Genomic DNA, 18,462 nt, shown 5'->3' on the forward strand with positions numbered 1-18,462 from the left:
CATGTTTAATAAAATTCTGATCGCAAACAGGGGTGAAATAGCACAAAGAATTGCCCGAACCTGTCAGGAGCTGGGCATTGCTTATGTCGGCCTGTATTCCGATGAAGACAAAGGAAGTGAATACCTGGAACATGCCGTGCAATGCGTCCATCTGGAAGGCAGCGCGGCGCTGGACACCTACCTGAATATACAGAAAATCGTCCAAGCCGCCATTGACACAGAATGCGATGCGGTGCACCCCGGCTATGGCTTTTTATCCGAAAATGCAGAATTTGCCCGGGCAATAGAAGATCAAAACATCACGCTGATCGGACCGACCTCCGAAATGATCGGCCTCATGGGCAATAAATCGATCGCGAAAGATATCATGGCTCGGGCGGGTTTGCCTGTGTTGCCCGGTTCTCTTCAGGGGACATCTGACAAAGCGCAATTGATCACTGACGCCCGGAGTATCGGTTATCCGCTGATCATCAAACCGGTGATGGGGGGCGGCGGTAAAGGCATGACCATCGTGCATGAATCAGGCGCGCTTGATCAAGCCATTGACGAAGCACTTCGAGTCGCGATGACTGCGTTTGGTGATAACCGTTTACTGCTTGAAAAATATGTCGAGTCACCCCGGCACATTGAAGTCCAAGTCGCCTGTGACCATTTTGGAAATGCCATTCATATCTTCGACCGGGAATGCTCAATTCAGCGACGCCACCAGAAAATCATCGAAGAAGCACCCGTGACCCACTTGAGTGAGCATGTTCGCAATCAATACCTCAATGCCGCAGTCAATGCCGTTAAGAACGCCGGCTATAGTAATGTGGGGACGGTCGAGTTTATCGTCGATCAGGATCAATTCTACTTCATGGAAATGAACACCCGTCTTCAGGTCGAACACACGGTCACTGAAGAGATCACGGGGATTGATTTGGTCGAACTGCAAATCAGTATCGCCGCGAATCAGCCGTTAGCGCTGAAACAAGAAGATGTCTGTGTCCATGGACACGCGATTCAGGCGAGGATCTATGCTGAAGATCCTTATCAGGATTTCAAGCCCGCTCCAGGCACGGTTTTCAATGTGCAATGGCCGGGTCAGGTGCGGGTAGACCATGCATTTTCTCAAACGGGCACGATTTCCAGCTACTATGACCCCATGTTTGGCAAAATCATCAGTTATGGCGCCAATCGAAACGCAGCAAGACGCAAGCTGTTAGCTGCCCTCGCACACACGAGCATTCTGGGTGTCAAATCGAATACTGACTTTTTGCGTTTTATTCTTTCCCATCCGGACTTTGTGAAAAATGACATCAGTACCGATTTAACGGATCGGTGTTTCACCTCAGCATTTTTAGACAGTCAGGCCGATGGAATGCTGATCCGCTCTGCGGTTGCGGTTGCTTCCTGCCTCCAGCTCAGCAACTCGCTGAAACATATCACCCAGACGCCATGGGTCGCCCGCGCCGGGGCTGCATTACCACGTCAGCTGGGTGAAGCACACGTCGGCAAACTGCACTTTGACGTCGAAAACACGCCGTATCAACCCTGTGTGATCTCCGCCAGTGCAAATAAGTCTGTGATTACTGTGGAGGAAGAAGAGTTCAGTGTCCGTTGTTCCCACGAGCATTCACGCAACGATCACCTGTTGTCAGGCACTGTCGGCGCCATCGTATGGCAGGCCATGATCGAAGCGGGACGCTACCTGATTCAAATTGAAGGGGCTTTTTTCACAGTCACACCTGCGTCGAATCAGTTTGGCTCTCAATCCAGCCAAACCGACACCGCGAAGTCAGATATATCAGGCGTCATTGTCGCGGTTCTCGTCGAAAATGAGCAACACGTTGAGTTTGGCCAGCCCCTGATCATTATCGAAGCGATGAAAATGGAAACGACCATTTTTGCGCAAAAATCAGGGACGGTTTCCCACCTCAACGCCCTCACCGGAGACATCGTAAACAAAGGTGATACCTTGCTGAAAATCAATGATATCCCCTCCGAATCCAAGGCGTGATTTCTGAGCTCATATGGCTTGAACGGCAGTTCAAGCCATTTCCCCCATGGTTTCGTTGATTTTATTGATTGGTCCAGCGACAGCGCTGCAAGGTAATCAAATTGGCTCGAAAAATAAGAAAACTAACTTTGCGCATAATAGGCATGAGAAGGAGATGCAGCTCTAAACATTTGCACGTTTGAATTTCAGGGGGGACATCTCATCTTGTGCTTATCAAGACAACCAATGAAGCCGGAAGGCACAGCTGCCCAATGCGATTTTTCAATACACAATTACGATGCCGAACGACATTCCACCATTTTAGGCAGGCATTCTAAAATAGCATCCAACGGATAAATACTTTGATGTGCTCGGCACAGCACCACGGCCCCTTCAATGCTCGCGATAATACTCAACGCACTTGTTTGTGCCGATGAAGCTGAATGGCCGTGAGCGATAAGATGATTCGTCATCAGCGACTGCCAGTGACTGAACACGTGTGATACAGCAGCTTTAACCGGCTCCCCTTCCTCTTCCTGAGGCGCTTCAATCGCCGCAGCAACAAAACACAAGCACGATAGATTAGAATAAGTATCTTAAAACCTTAAACATTTCTATAAAATTTATGATTAAGCGCAGAACTTATCTATTGAGTTAGCCATTGATTCAACAAACCTACTGCCCGATTACTTGCGCCCTTCTCAGGTTAACAATGAACAACGGCTTTTCTATGTCGAACCAAGTCTAGGCCTAATAATCCTAAGCAATTAAGGGACTAGCTATTCAAAGAATCCATATCAATTACAAATCTATATTTTACGTCTGCTTTTAATAGTCTTGAAAACGCTTCATTTATATCTTGGATGTTAATCATCTCAATATCTGCAACGATATTATGCTCCCCACAAAAATCGAGCATTTGTTGAGTTTCTTCTAGACCACCAATAAGAGAACCAGTCAAACTCTTTCCACGGGCAATTAATGGACCGGATTGAACCGCTGGCTCTAACGGACCAAAATAACCAACCAGAACCAATGCGCCGTCTGGCGCTAGCGTGTTGATATATGGATTGACATCGTGATTGTAAGGAACGGTGTCAATAATCAGGTCAAATGTACTTTTCACAGTTTGCATCTGAGCGTCATCAATGGAGATAACAACGTTATCTGCACCAAGGCGATAAGCATCTTCTTCTTTGCCTTTTGAACGGCTAAACAACGTTACTTCTGCACCCATTGCTTTTGCCAGCTTGATCGCTATATGACCCAATCCACCCAGTCCAACGATTGCTACTTTTTTTCCCTCTCTAATCTTCCAACGTCGTAACGGTGAATAAACCGTGATGCCCGCGCAAAGCAAAGGGGCAGTGCCAGCTAAATTGAGGTTTTCAGGGATATCCAGTACAAAGTTTTCTGAGACAACAATTCTTTCAGAATATCCGCCGTAGGTTATTGAGCCATCGAAACGGTCACGCCCTCCATAAGTGGTGACTAGGTTATCACAGTACTGTTCTTGGTGATGTGAACACGATGAACATGCTTGGCAAGAGTCCACCAAGCAACCTACACCAACAGCCTGCCCGACTTTGAATTTTGTGACGTTCTTACCTACTCGTTTCACCCGACCGATAATTTCATGGCCGGGTACCATTGGGTATTCTTCCTTTCCCCAATCACTACGCACATGATGAATGTCCGTATGGCAGATACCGCAGTATAAAATGTCAATTTCAACATCATCAGCCCGAATCTCTCGACGCTCAAACGAGTACGGTATCAGATCAGACTCAGGTGAGTGCGCGGCATATCCCTTAACTTTTGAATTCATTGTTTACTACCTATTTGGCGATGATATTTATATCTTGGTTCTCAACCACCACTGAACTTTCCCCTCGTCTCAGTAAGTTCAAAATAGCGGTTCCTACTTTTTCGCTGTCGGTGATCATCGATGGGAAAGCACCTCGCACTAAACGCATTAACCAGCCGGTGTAACGATACAGTAGTCGATATGTGGTTTCCTGAGACTCTTCTCCGTTCATCGGAATGATCAACGCTGGTCTAAGCAAATAAACGGCTTTAAAGGGCATTTTCAGCAAGTCGTTTTCCGTTTTTCCTTTTATGCGTGCCCAAGCCACTTTTCCTGTTTCACTTGAATCCGTACCCTTACCGGAGATATAAACAAAACTCATATCAGGGTTCGCCTCAGACATCGCTTTAGCCACCGTCAAAGGCAAGGTCTGATTCAGGTTTAAATACTCCTCTTCAGTACTGCTACCAATTGAAGTACCTAAGCAGAATAAACATGCATCAAATTGAGAAAGTCTGTTCGTCAATCCTTCATAATTGAACATATCGTCGAGTATCAGACTGTCTAATTTAGGGTGCTCAACCTCTAATTTACTTCGACCAATTGCCAGAACTTCTGTCACATCATGTGCATTAAGGCATTCTCTGAGAGTTGCTCGCCCCACCATGCCAGTAGCCCCAAATATTATTAGCTTCATATCTTCTCCAGAAAGAAACCGTTAATTACACAATACCAATTAAAATCAATCTAATACCGGTACATCACCGTCAGTGTTCGGCTTGTTAACGCCAATATTTTCGCGAGACCACGTTTCTGGCGAGTCGATGATGTCGGTGATGAGAGCCCCCACGCTCTTACGTGACACAATCGTGCCTTTGAATGGCTCATCGCGTTGGGTGACTTCAAAGTCGACTTCATCGTGATCGGTTAGCCATGCGGCTCTGAGAATGGTGTAATCAAGATCCGAGGCCTCAATCGTATCGGCTGCGGAGCGATATGGGCCGAGATACTTACCAATTTCATTCTGATTCCATACACCAAATTTCCCCGGCACTTCTTTGTAAATACCTAAGGAATTCACGAAGATCAGACGCTTCACATCCGCTTTATTCATTGCTGAAACGATATTTTTAGCTTGTGCGTCCACTTCCCCAGCTAGGTTAGCGTAAACAATGTCATGGCCTTTTATCGCCTCATACAAGCCTTTAGGGTTTAAAGCATCTCCAACAATTAATTGAGCATTTGCAGGAAGCGTAAAGCTCAACTTACTTGGGTCGCGAACAAAGAGGGTTTGTTCAATGTCTTGTCGCTGCGCGAGCATTTTTACAACCCAAGTTGCAATTTGTCCGTTAGCGCCCAAAATCAGTACTTTTTTCATTTCATACACCTGCGATATCTATGAGTGAGTTGTATCAACTACGGCATGCTGTCCAGTGAGAGGATTAAGACAATGGTCACTGTTGAACATCAGTGTTTTAATGCAACGTTAACCACAGTCAGCACACAAGATATTTGTAAATCGATTCTGAGTTGGAAACGAATCACCAGTAATCGCTGCGGTGGTAATGAAGCCCCTTTTAGAAAGGGATGGATGACTAAACTATTGTTCGCAGCACTGCGTGTTCATAACACAGTGCTGCTTTTCAACTATAGGTTTTCTTTGTAGAACGGGATCAGCTTTTCTAGCGCCATACGTACTGGCTCAGGTTTGTCATAAAGGTCATAGTGAGACCAGCCTTGTAGTTCCACTAACTCTTTATTCTTTGACGCCGCTCGACCGATGATTTCACAGCCGTCACGGTATGCACCAAAAGCACCCACTTTGTCGCCGACCACAACCATAAGAGGTTGAGTCAATAGGACTTCAGCCAAGTGGAATGCATCCCAGCCCACCGCTGCAGCTTGATGAGAAAACAGAGAACGGTTCACGCCGTTTGGTTTGCGACCACGATCTGAACGGTAATATTCAGTTGCGCCCATTAAATCCGTTTCTACGAGACCTAGATTTTTTGCTTCTTCTGGAGATGGAGGCAATAAGTCATCAACTCGAAGTTGTTCACCGCGTACCTCTGCGGTACGTTGAGCTGACATGGCTTCCATTGCACTGATAGGGTCAAAGCCGCTAAAACCTTCTCTCATTAATCGGCCATAGTTTGCACCAGTAACGGTACCGACTGCTTTAATACGACGCTCTGTCATTGAAGCATTGATAGCGTAACCACCGCCGCCACAAATGCCCAACACACCGATTCTGTTTTCATCAACATATGGCAGTGTCACTAAGTAATCAGTAACAACTCTGAAGTCTTCGACTCGTTGTGTTGGATCTTCGATATAGCGAGGCTCTCCGCCACTTGCGCCTTGGTAACTTGCGTCGAATGCGATGACCACAAATCCCGCTTCTGCCAAAGCCGCACCGTATACTTCACCCGAAGTTTGCTCTTTACAGCTACCAATCGGATGAGCACTGATGATTGCAGCATACTTAATATCCTCACTGAAGCCTGGCGGATAGTAAATGTCAGCAGCAATGTCCCAGTATTTGTTTTTTACCATTACACTTTTCACAATAAATTCCTCATTAAAAAGCTGTTTTACAAGGAAATTCACAGGCAAAATTTATTGCCACTATTTTGTAAATCACCTCTTTTGGGTTCATTTCCGTAAACGAATCTCATAAGACGGCTTTTTCAACTCTAGGAGCTTTTCGTCAAGCTTAGGTCACCGGAAACTGAGTTAAATATAGTTCTGTTATTTGGATACAACAAGCGCATAATGATGACCACAGAATTAAGCAATACTTAACAATTGAGCGAAATATATGGAACCATCACTATTACCAGCACTTTTGTGGTTTGTTCGCATTGCACAGCTACAAAGCTTTACTAAAGTGGCTAGAGAGTTCAGGGTTACTAGGGCTGCCCTGTCTCAAAACCTAAAAACTCTGGAACAGAAATTAGGCGTCACGTTGATCTACAGAACTACCAGAGATATGTCCCTTACAGAAGAAGGGCGTTTATTGTATGAAAGTCTGCAACCAGCACTTGGGTCAATAGAGGATGCGCTGCGAAACATAGGTCAAATCAATGACGAGCCTACAGGACTGTTAAGGATCAACACTTCCAGAGTTGTAGCAAAGTACATTTTAGAGCCTCATCTAGCCGAATTTTTAACCCGTTATCCGAAGTTAAAAATCGAGCTAATTATGGATGACGGATTAGCCAATATAATCGCTGATGGGTGCGATGCAGGCATAAGATTGGGGGAGTCTCTGGCAGAGCATGTCGTAGCGATCCCTATTACTCCGATGTTGGAAATGGCGGTAGTAGGCTCACCTCAGTATTTTGAGACATATGGCATCCCGACCAAACCATCTGAACTCGTTAATCACAACTGCTTAGGCTTTAGAAATTCAACAAGCCACTCTTTGTACTCCTGGGAATTTACGGATCCGAATGGCGGGGATTTTGAAGTTCAACCTAACGGCAAACTTATTACCAATGATGATGAAGGAATGATTAGAGCTGCGGTAAACGGTATAGGGCTAATACAGCATATAAACTTTGCTGTTCGAGAGCATATAGAGCGCGGTAAATTAGTCAGAGTGCTAAATGAATGGTGCTCGCCGTTCACTGGTTTTTTCCTATACGTCCCATCACGTGAAAATATGCCAACCAAAACTCGTATACTTATTGATTTTCTAAAGGAGAAAAGAGATCTCTGGTGAAACACCACCAGGTAGACACTTCATTGCATAATAAACGTAGGTCAAAACATAATAATGGGAAATGATAGTTAGATGTTTCTAGCACGGAATGGGGCAAATCTAAGCTGAGACAAACAACACGCAGAAGTGCGCTTCAGGACTGAAATGTCATTGATTTACGTAATGAAGTGACTATGTCAGCTTATACTGCAAATGATGTCGGGAACGGAGGAAGATCTATCGGCTTATCGTACAAACTACAAACGCTGTTGCTTTCACCATCAGCTGACATAGAAATGAAGCATAAGGTGACATAACCTTCCCTTCGCTTAACATCTGTTCCAGCGTGCGTAAGATTTTTTCTTTCAGACTGTCAGAATTCTCATCTCTGTGGATATTCTCAACACGTATTGAAAGAGTCGAAACTACAGACAAATATTAATGTTCGTTCTTTTCGGCGTTTTTCAAACTTCTAATTTTGACGCAGACGCTGTATGTCTTTTTGGGGTGGAAGACCAAACAAACGGCTGTATTCGCGGCTAAATTGGGATGCACTTTCATAACCAACCAGTTTGCTTGCCTGATTCGCATCCAGACCATTTAACAGCATCTGTTCTCGCGCTTCCTGCAGCCTCAGGTTTTTCATGTATTGCAGCGGGCTGCTTCCGGTTAATGCTTTGAAATGCAATCTAAAGCTAGAGGCGCTCATATGTGCCTGACCTGCCAACTCATTCATCCCCACTGTCTGGGTGAAGTTTTTCTTCATCCAGGTCACAATTTTAAGTATGTGATTGCTGGGAGAACCCACTGAGACAATATGACGCAATTGCACACCATTTGGCCCATGCAACAGCCTAATAATGAGTTCCTTTTTAATCAACGGAATTAAACTGTGAAGATACTCCGGCTCTTGCTCTAACTCCAAAAGACGGCTCATTGTTCGGTATATCCCATCGTCCATTTTCTGTATGGAAATAGGTTGGTAATCAAAGTTACAGTCTGGCTTTTCGAGTTTCAGCTCCGCACACGTCTGCATGATCAGGTCGTAATCCAGTTTTAACACGATCGCCAGGAAAGGCTGCTGCCGCGTCGCCTCAGTGACATGTGAGATAATTGGAGTATCAAATGTCGTCAGCATCGATTGACCAGCTTCCACGGGCACTTGCATGTCATCAATCGCCAATTTCTTACTGCCTTGCAGGATTAGCGAGAATCCGAGGCTATAAATACAATGCAATGGCGCAGTGGGGGTATTTCGGATATGAACTTCTAATCCCGGTATTTCCGTCGTATAGCTACCTTCATTACTGCTATACGTTTGCACTTGCTCCACCAGAATCTGACTTGCCTTACTGTTGTTCATCACTATCACCCACTATTTCGCTTACACTTTCATTATCGTATTTTTCATCGAACCGTTGGGTTAGTTCCTGCGATGAAATCTGTCCCCCCATTCGTCCACGTTTTACGTATTGATGAGTGAAACTGATCGCCCCTTTTGAGCGCACTAGCGCTTCAAATTCATCGATAAAATGTTGCTCGAATTTACTGTTAAACGTATTGAAAAGAACTACATGTTTGCTAGTAAAATCATTATTTTTAACGAATTGCCATAAGGGAGTTGCCGGGCTGTACAACCAGATAGGCGAGCCCAAATACACGATGTCATATTGGGTAAGATCGATCTGAGCCGGTGTAATTTCGGCAACATCGCTCCTCGCGTCATTTAATGCGCTGACTAAACCAGGAATCCCAAGCTGGTATTTTTCAGCCAGAATCTCATAGACATCGCCACCGGTTTTATTCGCAATATGATCTGCCAGTACCCCGGTATTCCCAGAGCGCGAAAATACGACGATCGCCGTCGTTGTTTCTCGTAGTTCCGCCCCAGACCACTTATCCTTATACGACTTGTTTTCAGCATATTGCGAATTCTCAATACGCGTAACCACAAAGGCCACAACAAACAACAAGATGGCCAGAGCAAACAGGAGAACCATTATCCAGCGAACCATAGCTGCCATCCCATGAGTATTAAAAAGAACAATCGTTTGATTGCGACCAATGAAAATCATGCGTTCCTCGAACATTCGAAGAACGCAATTGGGTCATTTATTTGAGATATTCAGCCAGGAACGGCGCCACTTTATCCATCGCCTGTCCCACCGCTTCAGGGTGGTCATACAGTTCGTAATGTGACCAGTTCTCCAGATCGACCAGTTTGCGATCTTTCGACGCTACGGCTCTGCCATAGATCTCCTGCCCATCACGAAATGCTCCGAACGCCCCAACTTTCTGCCCAACCACTGCCATCATTGGTTGCGTCAACAAGGTTTCCGCAAAAGCGAATGCATCCCAACTTAACGTTTTTTGTGCATGAGAGAACAACATACGTGTTGCGCCACCTTCAGCCTGGCCTCGCGGTGTTTTATAGTAATCAGTTGCTTCAAAAACATCGCGTTCAGTCAAACCATTTTCTTTGGCAAATTCAAGGCTTGGCGGTAAAAGTTCATTCACTTGCAACTCAGCGCCACGGGCTTCTACAGTGCGTTGCGCCGCCATGGCTTCAAGAGCGCCGATTGGGTTATACAAACTAAACCCTTCACGGAACAAACGTCCAACGTTAACTGGCGTAATACCAACCACGGCTTTTAAACGTTTTTCTGTCAGTGCCGAGTTTAGAATATAACCACCACCGCCACAGATCCCCAATCCACCGATTCGGGTTTCATCGACATAAGGTAATGTCACCGCGTAATCGATCACGCGGCTGATGTCCTCAACTCGCTGAGTTGGGTCTTCCACGTAACGAGGCAAACCACCTGATTCTCCTTGGAAACTGGCGTCAAAGGCGATGACGACATAACCCAACTCCGCCAGAGCTTTGCCATATACATCACTGGATGTTTGCTCTTTACAGCTCCCAAATGGGTGGACACTGATCATGGTCGGATAACGTTTTGATTCATCAAAACCGTCCGGAAGCAGGACTAACGCAGCCATATCCCAGGCCATATCAGCATTCCGGAAGGTCACTTTTTTGATGTTCATCATTCAACTCCTGACATGAAGGCTCATGACATTGAGCCTTCATAATTGATTGGCTTGTGGTTACAGCGTGCGCTGAAAGAATGGTGCCAGCACACCGATTGCTTCAGCAATCGGAGACTCTCCGTCGTAAAGATCCATGTGGTTCGCTCCGTCAACGATATACATTTGTTTATCATTGCTCGCAGCACGAGCCATCAGGTCATCACTCATCCATTTACTGCCTGCATTGCTACCAACAACCGTCAGCAGAGGCTGAGTTAAAAAAGCTTCCGATTTAAAGAACGCATCATAGGCAATGATTTGGGTCAAACTACGAGCGGTCGCGAAACCAGGTGCAGTACAGTAGGCCGCACGATCGGTATGGTAATACTCCCAGGCCTGACGCAGTTCTTCATTGGGTGCATCTTCTTCTTTCATTGGAGCCATTGGCATTGTCGCAGGCTCGGTACCACTCGCATCTGCGGTTCTCGCACCAGAACCGGCTTCAAGATAAGGAATGGCATCGCTGTCTTTGACATTATTGTCCCAACCGTTTCGGAACATTTGGCCAATGTTAACCATGCTCACGGTACCAACAGCCTTAATACGACGATCATTAATCGCGGCGTTGGCGGAATAACCAGCACCGGCACAGATTCCCATCGCACCAATGCGATCGTTATCGACGTAATCCAGAGTCGTTAGGTAATCAATAACCGCACTTACGTCTTCTGTACGTACATGAGGGTTTTCCAGTTGACGAGGATTCCCCGTACTTTCACCTTGATAAGAAGCATCATACGCAATGGCTATAAAGCCTTGTTCTGACAGCTTTTTAGCATACGTACCTGCTGTTTGTTCTTTGACACCGCCACCAGGGTGCGAAACAACAATCGCTGGGTAGCGTTTTTTTTCGTCAAAGTTTGCAGGGAAGTTAATCAGTCCGGCTAGCGTAATATCCAGACCGTTTGTGTTTGGGAAGTAGACTTTGTTCATTTGGATTGCTCCTAACTAGCGTTCGTCATTATCAGGAGGAATTGATGTACCAGGGATTGAAGTCAGCTCCTGACATAGGACTAGTATAGGTAGGTGACAGTTGGTATGTTTGCCTAAAATGACGAGCTATTTGCCTGATTTGCCTTTTATGCCTGAAATAACGAAGCATGAAATCTTTCTTAAGTAACTCCCAGCACAGAGAAATCATAAAGCATTGATAAATAACAGATATTCTTTCAAGCTCAAACTATCTCCTCTGTGCAATTCAACAAAAATTTAGTGTTGGCACAGGGTTCACTCCATCGATTGATGCCGGTTATGCCAGTCCAAAATCGCAAAACAGGTAAGCACAAACCCTATGATAAAAATGACAAAATAAGGTGGAAGAATAAGAATCAATAAACCCGATAACCCCGTCAGAATCCCTCCGAACCAATGCAAATTCGACTTGATGTTTAGCATACTTTTAAGAAATAGACCTTGCATGAGCAGAAAGGCTCCAGGCCCAAGCGAAATCATTAAACCAGTGGATAAGGCTGCATGACCGACAGGATGATGGACAACTTTTTCGTTCCCGACCGCCAACACAATTAGGCTGGCTACCATTATCGTCATGACATTCATAGCATAGTGACTAATTCGAACGGGATTTATCGTAAGGATCGCGTGCGCTTCTGCATGCTTTTGAATCGAGCCAAATGCCAATGCCCAAAGTGAAATGGTAATCAATAAAGCACAAGAGCCCGTAAATATTGTCATCAAGTCTGTAGGGGCTTTCGCTATGGATGCTCCCGTCATCAAGATTGTTTCACCAAGCGCAATAATGATGAAAAGGTTATACCGCTCAAGCATATGTCCCGCATCGAAAGGAAGTTGTTCAAAGTTTAAACGATGTCCTGGCGTTGGGTGAGCGAGGTAAGAACCCAGTAAGTCAATGAAGACCGCGGCGCCCCACCAGAAAAGCCGTGTATCTGAATCAGCCTGTGCCCCCATAACCCACAACGGCGAGGCAAATAGAAGCCATATCAATAGTGCCTTAAAGTGCTGTTTATAATCTTTGGTTGGGGCATTGGTAATCGTCCAGATTGTGCGGCCAATCTGAATGCATAACATGGATAGAACAAAACTCCAGGGGGCATCACTAAAGGCAAAACCGATCGCAGCGTTCATGATCAGTCCAAGCATAGTGACCAATAACAGCATCATGGTACACGTTGCTCTGGACACCGGAATCATTGTGGCCGCCCAACTGGTATAAGACCAAACAGAAAGTACAGCAATGAGCAGGGTCACTGTTTCTGCAAAGCCTCGCCAGCTTAGATGCTCAGCAAGATGATGCGATAGTTGTATTAGAGCAAAAACAAAGATGAGATCAAAAAACAGCTCCAAAGGCGCAATTTCATAGTCTTCTCGTTTTTGCATCGCGGAATTCCTACGGACTTTTAAAAGGCCTCAGTCACTGAACCCTTACTTCGAATTTCATCATACAGCGCTTGGTTTGAATACGTTAAATCATAGGCGGTCACCGAAGGACTTACAAAACGAAAATGGCCCTAATCAATAGGGCCATTGGACAAAAGGCAATGATAAATACTCGACATTAGGATTGAACTGGAAACCACCCTGGCGTCGATTTGATGACTTCCCATAACTTCGCTGGTACTTGCAGCTCTTCGGCGTTGTGAGCCAGATCTAACGCCGTGCGAATATCCTGATCACGGCCATCTTGCGCCATTTCGACCCAAGTTGGGTTCATCACCAAACTGCGCCCGACCGCAACGAGCGGCATCCCGATGTCAAGCACACTGCGAGCCTCATCAGGAGTGCGAACCTCGCCTGCAGCCATCAATGGAACCCGATCAGCTACACGTTCGATAAAGCGTTGAGCTGTCGTTTTACCACTGGTGTCATCCTGAGACTGACCTGAAATGATGCTGTACAGCGAAGTGTGCAAGAAATCGATATTGCCTTCTTCGACCAATGTTTCCGCAAGGGCCAACGCGTCATCAATTCGCAATGCGCCTTCACCTGGTTCTTCTGGTGAAATGCGATATCCTAACAGGAAAGGGCGGCGAGCGTGTTCAGAGATCACACGACGGACTTCGCGCACCACTTCCAGAGGAAAACGCATACGGTTTTCAAGAGAGCCGCCCCATTGGTCATTGCGTTGATTAAAGAGTGGCGACAAGAAGTTCTGAATCAGAAATCCATGCGCACCATGCAGCTCTACCCCATCAAAACCCGCTTCAATCGCTCGACGCGTGGCTTGGCCAAAATCACGAATCAATTCCAGAATTTCTGCTTCTGTTAACTCACGACTTGCCAATTTACCGTCGTTAAATGGCCCTTTCGGGGCAGCAACCGCGCTGGCACTGACCAGTTCGCCATTCGGAATAAGATCCGGAACCGCTTTGTTACCCGCATGGAACAGCTGTAACACCGCGACCGCACCGCCACTTTTGGCGGCATCCGCAAGTTTGCTCAGGCTGGGAATAAAGCGATCGTCATACGCGGCAAATTCATCGGTGAATCCAATCCCGCTGGGTTGAACATGACTGCATCCGGTTAGCATCAAACCCACGCCCTGGGCACGAGCGCGGTAGTACATGAGTTCTTCATCGGAGATGGTTTCGTCCGGATTGGATGACCAAGTCGTCATTGGCGCCATCACGACTCTGTTGCGCAATGTCACGCCATTGTCGAACTTAAAGGGTTGAAATAATGCATCTTTCATTTCTGTCTATAACCTCTAAAAACACTATCTATTGGTGTAACCCATTCATAATCACGGGATTGAGTTTCACTCAACCGCCACTAACGTGTGCTAGAAATCGGTCGATTGCGTAAGGCTTGCGAACTCGTGAGTTTCTGCAATTCGTGCCTCTAACGAAGGCATCACGAAATCAATTGCGTCATTGCCTATCAACAGTTGCCGTGGCTGCTTTTCTAAATTAGCGACTTGAACGATCACTTGGGCCAACTTGGCTGGGTCACCTTGCTGCTGGCCGTCGGCTGCAGCAAGCAGGTCGCGTGCATTGCCATAAGGCTCGTAATGGTCAATGTGGTTTTGACCGTACTTCGCCGACTGATCATTGAGGAACTCGGTGCGGAAAAAGCCCGGCTCAATCGCCGTCACTTGAATGCCCAACGGTGCGACCTCATCAGCTAAAGCCAGAGTCATCCCTTCAACGGCATATTTTGAAGCGGAATAGAAAGTCGCATTGGCAACCGCTTTGACGCCGGCAATCGAAGACGTATTAAAAATCCGCCCACTGGCATGGCGCCTCATCACTGGCAGCACCGCACGTAATACGTTGGCCATGCCAAATAGATTGGTCGCAAACTGGGCTTCAATTTGCTGTGCCGTTGCTTCCTCAAAACGTCCCAATAAGCAATAACCAGCATTGTTGACCAACACATCGATACGACCAAAACGCTTTACGGCTTCGTTGACTGCAGACTGAGCCTGTGGCTCACTCGTGACATCCAACTCTAAAAATTCGATGCGATCTGTGGGTACGTTAGCGAAGAGCTTCCGAAGACGCGCTATATTGCGGCCAGTCGCCACGACTTTATCACCCTGATCCAAAGCGGCTTTAACGATGGCTGTTCCCATACCTCGGGTCGTGCCCGTGACAAACCAAATACGAGTCATAATTTCTCCTCAGTAAAATAAGGGTAAAAACGTACCGTCATTCAGGAATATCTTCGTCAACAAAAACGGAAGACATTAGCGCTCCAGTACACGCCCCAAAAGACGTGCACATATAAATAACAGTGAGAATGAACGCGCTGACCAGAAAGGTATTTCGTCAACGCAGAGCGTGCTTACTCTTACATGAAATAGGGCTTATCGCCGTCGGTATTCGGTTTATTGACACCGAGGTTTGCACCCACATAAGTCGCTGGGTTTAGAATGACTTGCGTAATAAGATCACCGACACTTTTTCGTGACACGACCGTACCTTTGAATGCTTCATTCTTCGCTGTGATTTCATAGTCCACTTCGTCTTCATCAGTCAGCCAAGCCGGACGCAGAATGGTGTAATCCAAACCCGACGCTTCGATTGCATCAGCCGCTCGCCGATAGTACTTTAGCGGCTCACCAATAATGGCATCGTTCCATTCGCCAAATTTGCCTGGGATTTCATCGTAGATCCCCAGAGACAACACGAAGATCAGACGCTTCACGCCAGTTTCCTGCATTGCGTCGATCACAGCGGCTGTCTGGGCATCGAGATCATCACCGGCTAAGTTGGCATAAACAATATCCTGCCCGTCCATCGCGGATTTAAGCAGTGCTCGGTCTAACACATCTCCCACAACAACTTTCGCCTTCTCTGAAGCAATATCGGCGAGTTTTTTGGGGGTACGCAGCAGTAACGTCTGATTTACGGTTGTTTGCTCATTCAATGATTTCACAACCCACTGCGCAATTTGCCCGCTGGCACCAAGTACAAGAACATTACTCATATCACTTTTCCTCATCACAATCGTTTAGATGTATCCCCTGCTTTCATAGAAAAACTTAGTTTCCATCAACCATAAGCGCTCGGTACTTAGCCCCTTTAAAGCGGTATTGCACAACCTGTTGGTAGGCCGGGCTGTCATACCAAGCACGTGCTGCGGCTTTCGTTGAAAATTCCACAATGACCACACCCTCAGGTTCTTCACCCTCTAATGTTTCCAATGCTCCGTAAGACGAGAGCACGTTAACTGTATGCCCTTCAAGGGTTGGGCCGACCAAGTCCATATAGGTATCCAACGCCTCTTGGTCTTGCGTGCTTTCCCGAGTAAAAACAATGAACGTTGACATTTAATATTCCTCAAAATGCATTTAGCTTGGGTATCAACGGCTTATCAGTCCAATTTGCGTGCCGCTACATGACCAAGAGTGGACAGTGGCTCCGATAATTGAGCCACTGCCCGATCTCTGTTACCGATTACTTCAGCGTCTCTTTAAAGAACGGAGCCAACTGCGCTACCGCTTCATCGACATACGGTAGTACGTCGTAAAGAGACATATGATTGGCACCGTCAACAACATAGAGCGTTTTATTCTTGCTGGCCGCACGAGCAATAAGGTCATCACTCATCCATTTGCTGCCAGCTTCGCTACCTGCAATCGCAATAATTGGTTGAGTCAGGAAAGCTTCCGCCTTGTGATACGCGTCATAGGTGATGATCTGATTCAGGTTACGTGTCAGTGCGAAACCCGGTGCGTTTGGATGTTCACAACGGGGTGTATGGTAGTATTCCCATGCTTCGCGTAGCTCCGCATTGGGAGCATCTTCTTCACGCATCGGAGCCAGTGGAATGATCGCATACTCACCGCTACTTGCATCTGTAGTACGTGCATTCGAACCGAACTCCAGATAACCCACTGCGTCAGCATCTGCCACAGTATTGTCCCAGCCATTGCGGAACATTTGACCAATATTCACGGCACTCACCATGCCCAAAGCTTTAATACGACGATCATTTATTGCCGCATTTGCGCTGTAACCCGCGCCGGCACAGATACCCATTGCACCAATCTTATCGCTGTCGACATAAGGCAGTACGGTTAGGTAATCCACCACAGCGCTGACATCTTCAGTGCTTACGTAAGGGTTTTCCAATTGGCGCGGTTCACCAGTGCTTTCACCTTGATACGAGCGGTCAAACGCAATGGTAATGAGGCCGTGTTCTGCAAGTTTTCGGGCATACAGACCCGCCGTTTGCTCCTTCACGCCACCACCAGGGTGGGAAACAACGATGGCTGGATACTGTTTGCTTTCGTCAAAATTGCGTGGGAAGTTGATCTCAGCAGAAATCTCGACGCCTTGACCATTTAGGTTTTTGAAAGTGACTTTAGACATATCTCATTGCTCCTGTAGCGATTCACCGTTCGTCTTAGGATGACGTAAACTTGAAGCAATCTTAGTGAACGAACTGTATATGATAAATATCGTTTCACACACATGAGTGTTAAGTTAAACTAAACAAATGCCTATTGAACCTTCTCTTATCTCTTCACTGACGTGGTTTGCTCACATTGCTCGCCACCGAAGCTTTACGAAAGCCGCCTCAGAAATGGGGGTAACGCGTGCTGCATTGTCGCAGCATCTCAAAGCGCTGGAACAGCAACTCCAGGTGCGGTTGTTGAATCGCACCACTCGTAATATGTCACTGACAGACGAGGGGCAACGTCTACTGGATATTATGCATCCTTCTCTGACAAGCATTGAGCAAGTCGTTAACGAGTTAAATGATTCCCACATTGAACCGTCTGGACTGATACGTATCAGTTCATCCAGGACTGCCGCCAGACTTCTTATCGAGCCACATATTGGTGAGTTTTTGTCACGTTATCCAAAGATACGGTTGGAGTTAATGATGGACGACGGATTCACAAATATCGTGGCAGATGGGTTGGACGCTGGTATCCGCTTGGGGGTAAGTTTGGATGAACATATGGTCGCCGTTCCCATCACTCCCCCTTTGACGACGGCAATCGTGGGCTCCCCTCAGTACCTGAAAAAAAATGGGATTCCGCAAAGCCCCAAAGATCTGGAGATGCACAACTGCCTCGCCTATCGATTTACTTCCAGTAGCACACTCGATCATTGGTCGTTGACGGCGCCAGGCTCTGACAGTCATACCGTTGTCTTTGAACCTAAAGGCAATGCGGTGTTCAATGATGACAACAGTATGCTCCAAGCCGCAATTCAGGGGGTAGGATTAGTTAAGCACATTGATCTATGGGTACAAGAGCCCATAAAAGATGGAAGATTGACGCGAGTTCTTACCCCATGGTGCAAACCTTTCCCTGGCTTTTACCTCTATGTTCCTTCACGTGAACAGATGCCGAAAAAAATCAGAGTTCTCATGGACTTTCTGATAGAAAAGCGGGAACTTTTCACGCCATAAAAATGTAGCCCCAAAATACTGGGGCTATTTTTT

Annotated in this window: 18 protein-coding genes; 3 read left to right on the forward strand and 15 right to left on the reverse strand. The window is 46.5% G+C overall.

What is annotated here, in order from left to right:
• The first annotated feature begins 1 nt into the window (after position 1).
• The gene (locus tag SPK40_RS12805; RefSeq protein WP_330960708.1) at positions 2-1,999 is read left to right on the forward strand and encodes an ATP-binding protein; all 1,998 of its coding nucleotides are present in this window, start codon (positions 2-4) and stop codon (positions 1,997-1,999) included.
• A 272-nt stretch (positions 2,000-2,271) separates the two neighbouring features.
• Here the strand turns inward: SPK40_RS12805 and SPK40_RS22995 are convergent, their stop codons facing one another.
• The 5 genes from SPK40_RS22995 to SPK40_RS12825 form a co-directional block, all read right to left on the reverse strand.
• Positions 2,272-2,550: an LmrA/YxaF family transcription factor gene (locus SPK40_RS22995; protein ID WP_442957573.1), complete on the reverse strand. Its 279-nt coding sequence runs from the start codon at positions 2,548-2,550 to the stop codon at positions 2,272-2,274.
• A 203-nt stretch (positions 2,551-2,753) separates the two neighbouring features.
• The gene (locus tag SPK40_RS12810; protein WP_330960709.1) at positions 2,754-3,806 is read right to left on the reverse strand and encodes an NAD(P)-dependent alcohol dehydrogenase; all 1,053 of its coding nucleotides are present in this window, start codon (positions 3,804-3,806) and stop codon (positions 2,754-2,756) included.
• A 10-nt stretch (positions 3,807-3,816) separates the two neighbouring features.
• Entirely contained in the window at positions 3,817-4,482 is a 666-nt protein-coding gene (locus SPK40_RS12815) for an NAD-dependent epimerase/dehydratase family protein (protein WP_330960710.1), read from the reverse strand.
• A 45-nt stretch (positions 4,483-4,527) separates the two neighbouring features.
• Positions 4,528-5,163, reverse strand: coding sequence for an SDR family oxidoreductase (locus tag SPK40_RS12820; protein ID WP_330960711.1), 636 nt, complete (start codon positions 5,161-5,163; stop codon positions 4,528-4,530).
• Positions 5,164-5,432: 269 nt separating this feature from the next.
• Positions 5,433-6,341: an alpha/beta hydrolase gene (locus SPK40_RS12825; protein WP_442957577.1), complete on the reverse strand. Its 909-nt coding sequence runs from the start codon at positions 6,339-6,341 to the stop codon at positions 5,433-5,435.
• 265 nt (positions 6,342-6,606) lie between these two features.
• On the opposite strand from SPK40_RS12825, the gene SPK40_RS12830 reads away from it, so the two are divergent.
• The gene (locus SPK40_RS12830; RefSeq protein WP_248143735.1) at positions 6,607-7,512 is read left to right on the forward strand and encodes a LysR family transcriptional regulator; all 906 of its coding nucleotides are present in this window, start codon (positions 6,607-6,609) and stop codon (positions 7,510-7,512) included.
• Between the two features lie 451 nt (positions 7,513-7,963).
• Here SPK40_RS12830 and SPK40_RS12835 read toward each other — a convergent pair whose 3' ends face one another.
• The 10 genes from SPK40_RS12835 to SPK40_RS12880 form a co-directional block, all read right to left on the reverse strand.
• The gene (locus tag SPK40_RS12835) at positions 7,964-8,854 is read right to left on the reverse strand and encodes an AraC family transcriptional regulator (RefSeq protein WP_330960713.1); all 891 of its coding nucleotides are present in this window, start codon (positions 8,852-8,854) and stop codon (positions 7,964-7,966) included.
• A complete protein-coding gene (locus SPK40_RS12840; RefSeq protein ID WP_330960836.1) occupies positions 8,841-9,506 on the reverse strand; it encodes a flavodoxin family protein in 666 nt (221 codons plus the stop codon). The genes SPK40_RS12835 and SPK40_RS12840 overlap by 14 nt, the downstream gene beginning before the upstream one ends.
• Positions 9,507-9,603: 97 nt before the next feature.
• On the reverse strand, positions 9,604-10,542 hold the full coding sequence (locus SPK40_RS12845) for an alpha/beta hydrolase (RefSeq protein WP_248143843.1): 939 nt from the start codon (positions 10,540-10,542) through the stop codon (positions 9,604-9,606).
• Between the two features lie 60 nt (positions 10,543-10,602).
• The gene (locus tag SPK40_RS12850; protein WP_330960714.1) at positions 10,603-11,517 is read right to left on the reverse strand and encodes an alpha/beta hydrolase; all 915 of its coding nucleotides are present in this window, start codon (positions 11,515-11,517) and stop codon (positions 10,603-10,605) included.
• Between the two features lie 294 nt (positions 11,518-11,811).
• Positions 11,812-12,939, reverse strand: coding sequence for a low temperature requirement protein A (locus SPK40_RS12855; protein WP_330960715.1), 1,128 nt, complete (start codon positions 12,937-12,939; stop codon positions 11,812-11,814).
• Positions 12,940-13,117: 178 nt separating this feature from the next.
• Complete coding sequence (locus SPK40_RS12860) at positions 13,118-14,251, reverse strand: NADH-dependent flavin oxidoreductase (protein ID WP_330960716.1); 1,134 nt, start codon at positions 14,249-14,251, stop codon at positions 13,118-13,120.
• 90 nt (positions 14,252-14,341) lie between these two features.
• Positions 14,342-15,172 carry an SDR family oxidoreductase gene (locus tag SPK40_RS12865; protein WP_330960717.1) on the reverse strand — a complete coding sequence of 277 codons (831 nt, stop codon included), beginning with the start codon at positions 15,170-15,172 and terminating at the stop codon, positions 14,342-14,344.
• Positions 15,173-15,351: 179 nt separating this feature from the next.
• Complete coding sequence (locus SPK40_RS12870; RefSeq protein WP_248143728.1) at positions 15,352-15,990, reverse strand: SDR family oxidoreductase; 639 nt, start codon at positions 15,988-15,990, stop codon at positions 15,352-15,354.
• Positions 15,991-16,045: 55 nt separating this feature from the next.
• Positions 16,046-16,333, reverse strand: a complete 288-nt coding sequence (locus SPK40_RS12875; RefSeq protein ID WP_330960718.1) for a DUF1330 domain-containing protein — start codon at positions 16,331-16,333, stop codon at positions 16,046-16,048.
• Positions 16,334-16,460: 127 nt separating this feature from the next.
• On the reverse strand, positions 16,461-17,378 hold the full coding sequence (locus tag SPK40_RS12880; RefSeq protein ID WP_330960719.1) for an alpha/beta hydrolase: 918 nt from the start codon (positions 17,376-17,378) through the stop codon (positions 16,461-16,463).
• Positions 17,379-17,505: 127 nt separating this feature from the next.
• On the opposite strand from SPK40_RS12880, the gene SPK40_RS12885 reads away from it, so the two are divergent.
• A complete protein-coding gene (locus tag SPK40_RS12885) occupies positions 17,506-18,429 on the forward strand; it encodes a LysR family transcriptional regulator (protein ID WP_217393666.1) in 924 nt (307 codons plus the stop codon).
• Positions 18,430-18,462 lie beyond the last annotated feature (33 nt).

This window comes from Photobacterium sp. 53610 (assembly GCF_036409375.1).
GTDB lineage: Bacteria > Pseudomonadota > Gammaproteobacteria > Enterobacterales > Vibrionaceae > Photobacterium.

Coding starts and splice junctions, on each gene's coding strand:
- SPK40_RS12805 (WP_330960708.1), top strand. CDS start 2: ATGTTTAATAAAATTCTGATCGCAAACAGGGGTGAAATAGCACAAAGA.
- SPK40_RS12810 (WP_330960709.1), bottom strand. CDS start 3,806: ATGAATTCAAAAGTTAAGGGATATGCCGCGCACTCACCTGAGTCTGAT.
- SPK40_RS12815 (WP_330960710.1), bottom strand. CDS start 4,482: ATGAAGCTAATAATATTTGGGGCTACTGGCATGGTGGGGCGAGCAACT.
- SPK40_RS12820 (WP_330960711.1), bottom strand. CDS start 5,163: ATGAAAAAAGTACTGATTTTGGGCGCTAACGGACAAATTGCAACTTGG.
- SPK40_RS12825 (WP_442957577.1), bottom strand. CDS start 6,341: ATGGTAAAAAACAAATACTGGGACATTGCTGCTGACATTTACTATCCG.
- SPK40_RS12830 (WP_248143735.1), top strand. CDS start 6,607: ATGGAACCATCACTATTACCAGCACTTTTGTGGTTTGTTCGCATTGCA.
- SPK40_RS12835 (WP_330960713.1), bottom strand. CDS start 8,854: ATGAACAACAGTAAGGCAAGTCAGATTCTGGTGGAGCAAGTGCAAACG.
- SPK40_RS12840 (WP_330960836.1), bottom strand. CDS start 9,506: ATGGTTCGCTGGATAATGGTTCTCCTGTTTGCTCTGGCCATCTTGTTG.
- SPK40_RS12845 (WP_248143843.1), bottom strand. CDS start 10,542: ATGAACATCAAAAAAGTGACCTTCCGGAATGCTGATATGGCCTGGGAT.
- SPK40_RS12850 (WP_330960714.1), bottom strand. CDS start 11,517: ATGAACAAAGTCTACTTCCCAAACACAAACGGTCTGGATATTACGCTA.
- SPK40_RS12855 (WP_330960715.1), bottom strand. CDS start 12,939: ATGCAAAAACGAGAAGACTATGAAATTGCGCCTTTGGAGCTGTTTTTT.
- SPK40_RS12860 (WP_330960716.1), bottom strand. CDS start 14,251: ATGAAAGATGCATTATTTCAACCCTTTAAGTTCGACAATGGCGTGACA.
- SPK40_RS12865 (WP_330960717.1), bottom strand. CDS start 15,172: ATGACTCGTATTTGGTTTGTCACGGGCACGACCCGAGGTATGGGAACA.
- SPK40_RS12870 (WP_248143728.1), bottom strand. CDS start 15,990: ATGAGTAATGTTCTTGTACTTGGTGCCAGCGGGCAAATTGCGCAGTGG.
- SPK40_RS12875 (WP_330960718.1), bottom strand. CDS start 16,333: ATGTCAACGTTCATTGTTTTTACTCGGGAAAGCACGCAAGACCAAGAG.
- SPK40_RS12880 (WP_330960719.1), bottom strand. CDS start 17,378: ATGTCTAAAGTCACTTTCAAAAACCTAAATGGTCAAGGCGTCGAGATT.
- SPK40_RS12885 (WP_217393666.1), top strand. CDS start 17,506: ATGCCTATTGAACCTTCTCTTATCTCTTCACTGACGTGGTTTGCTCAC.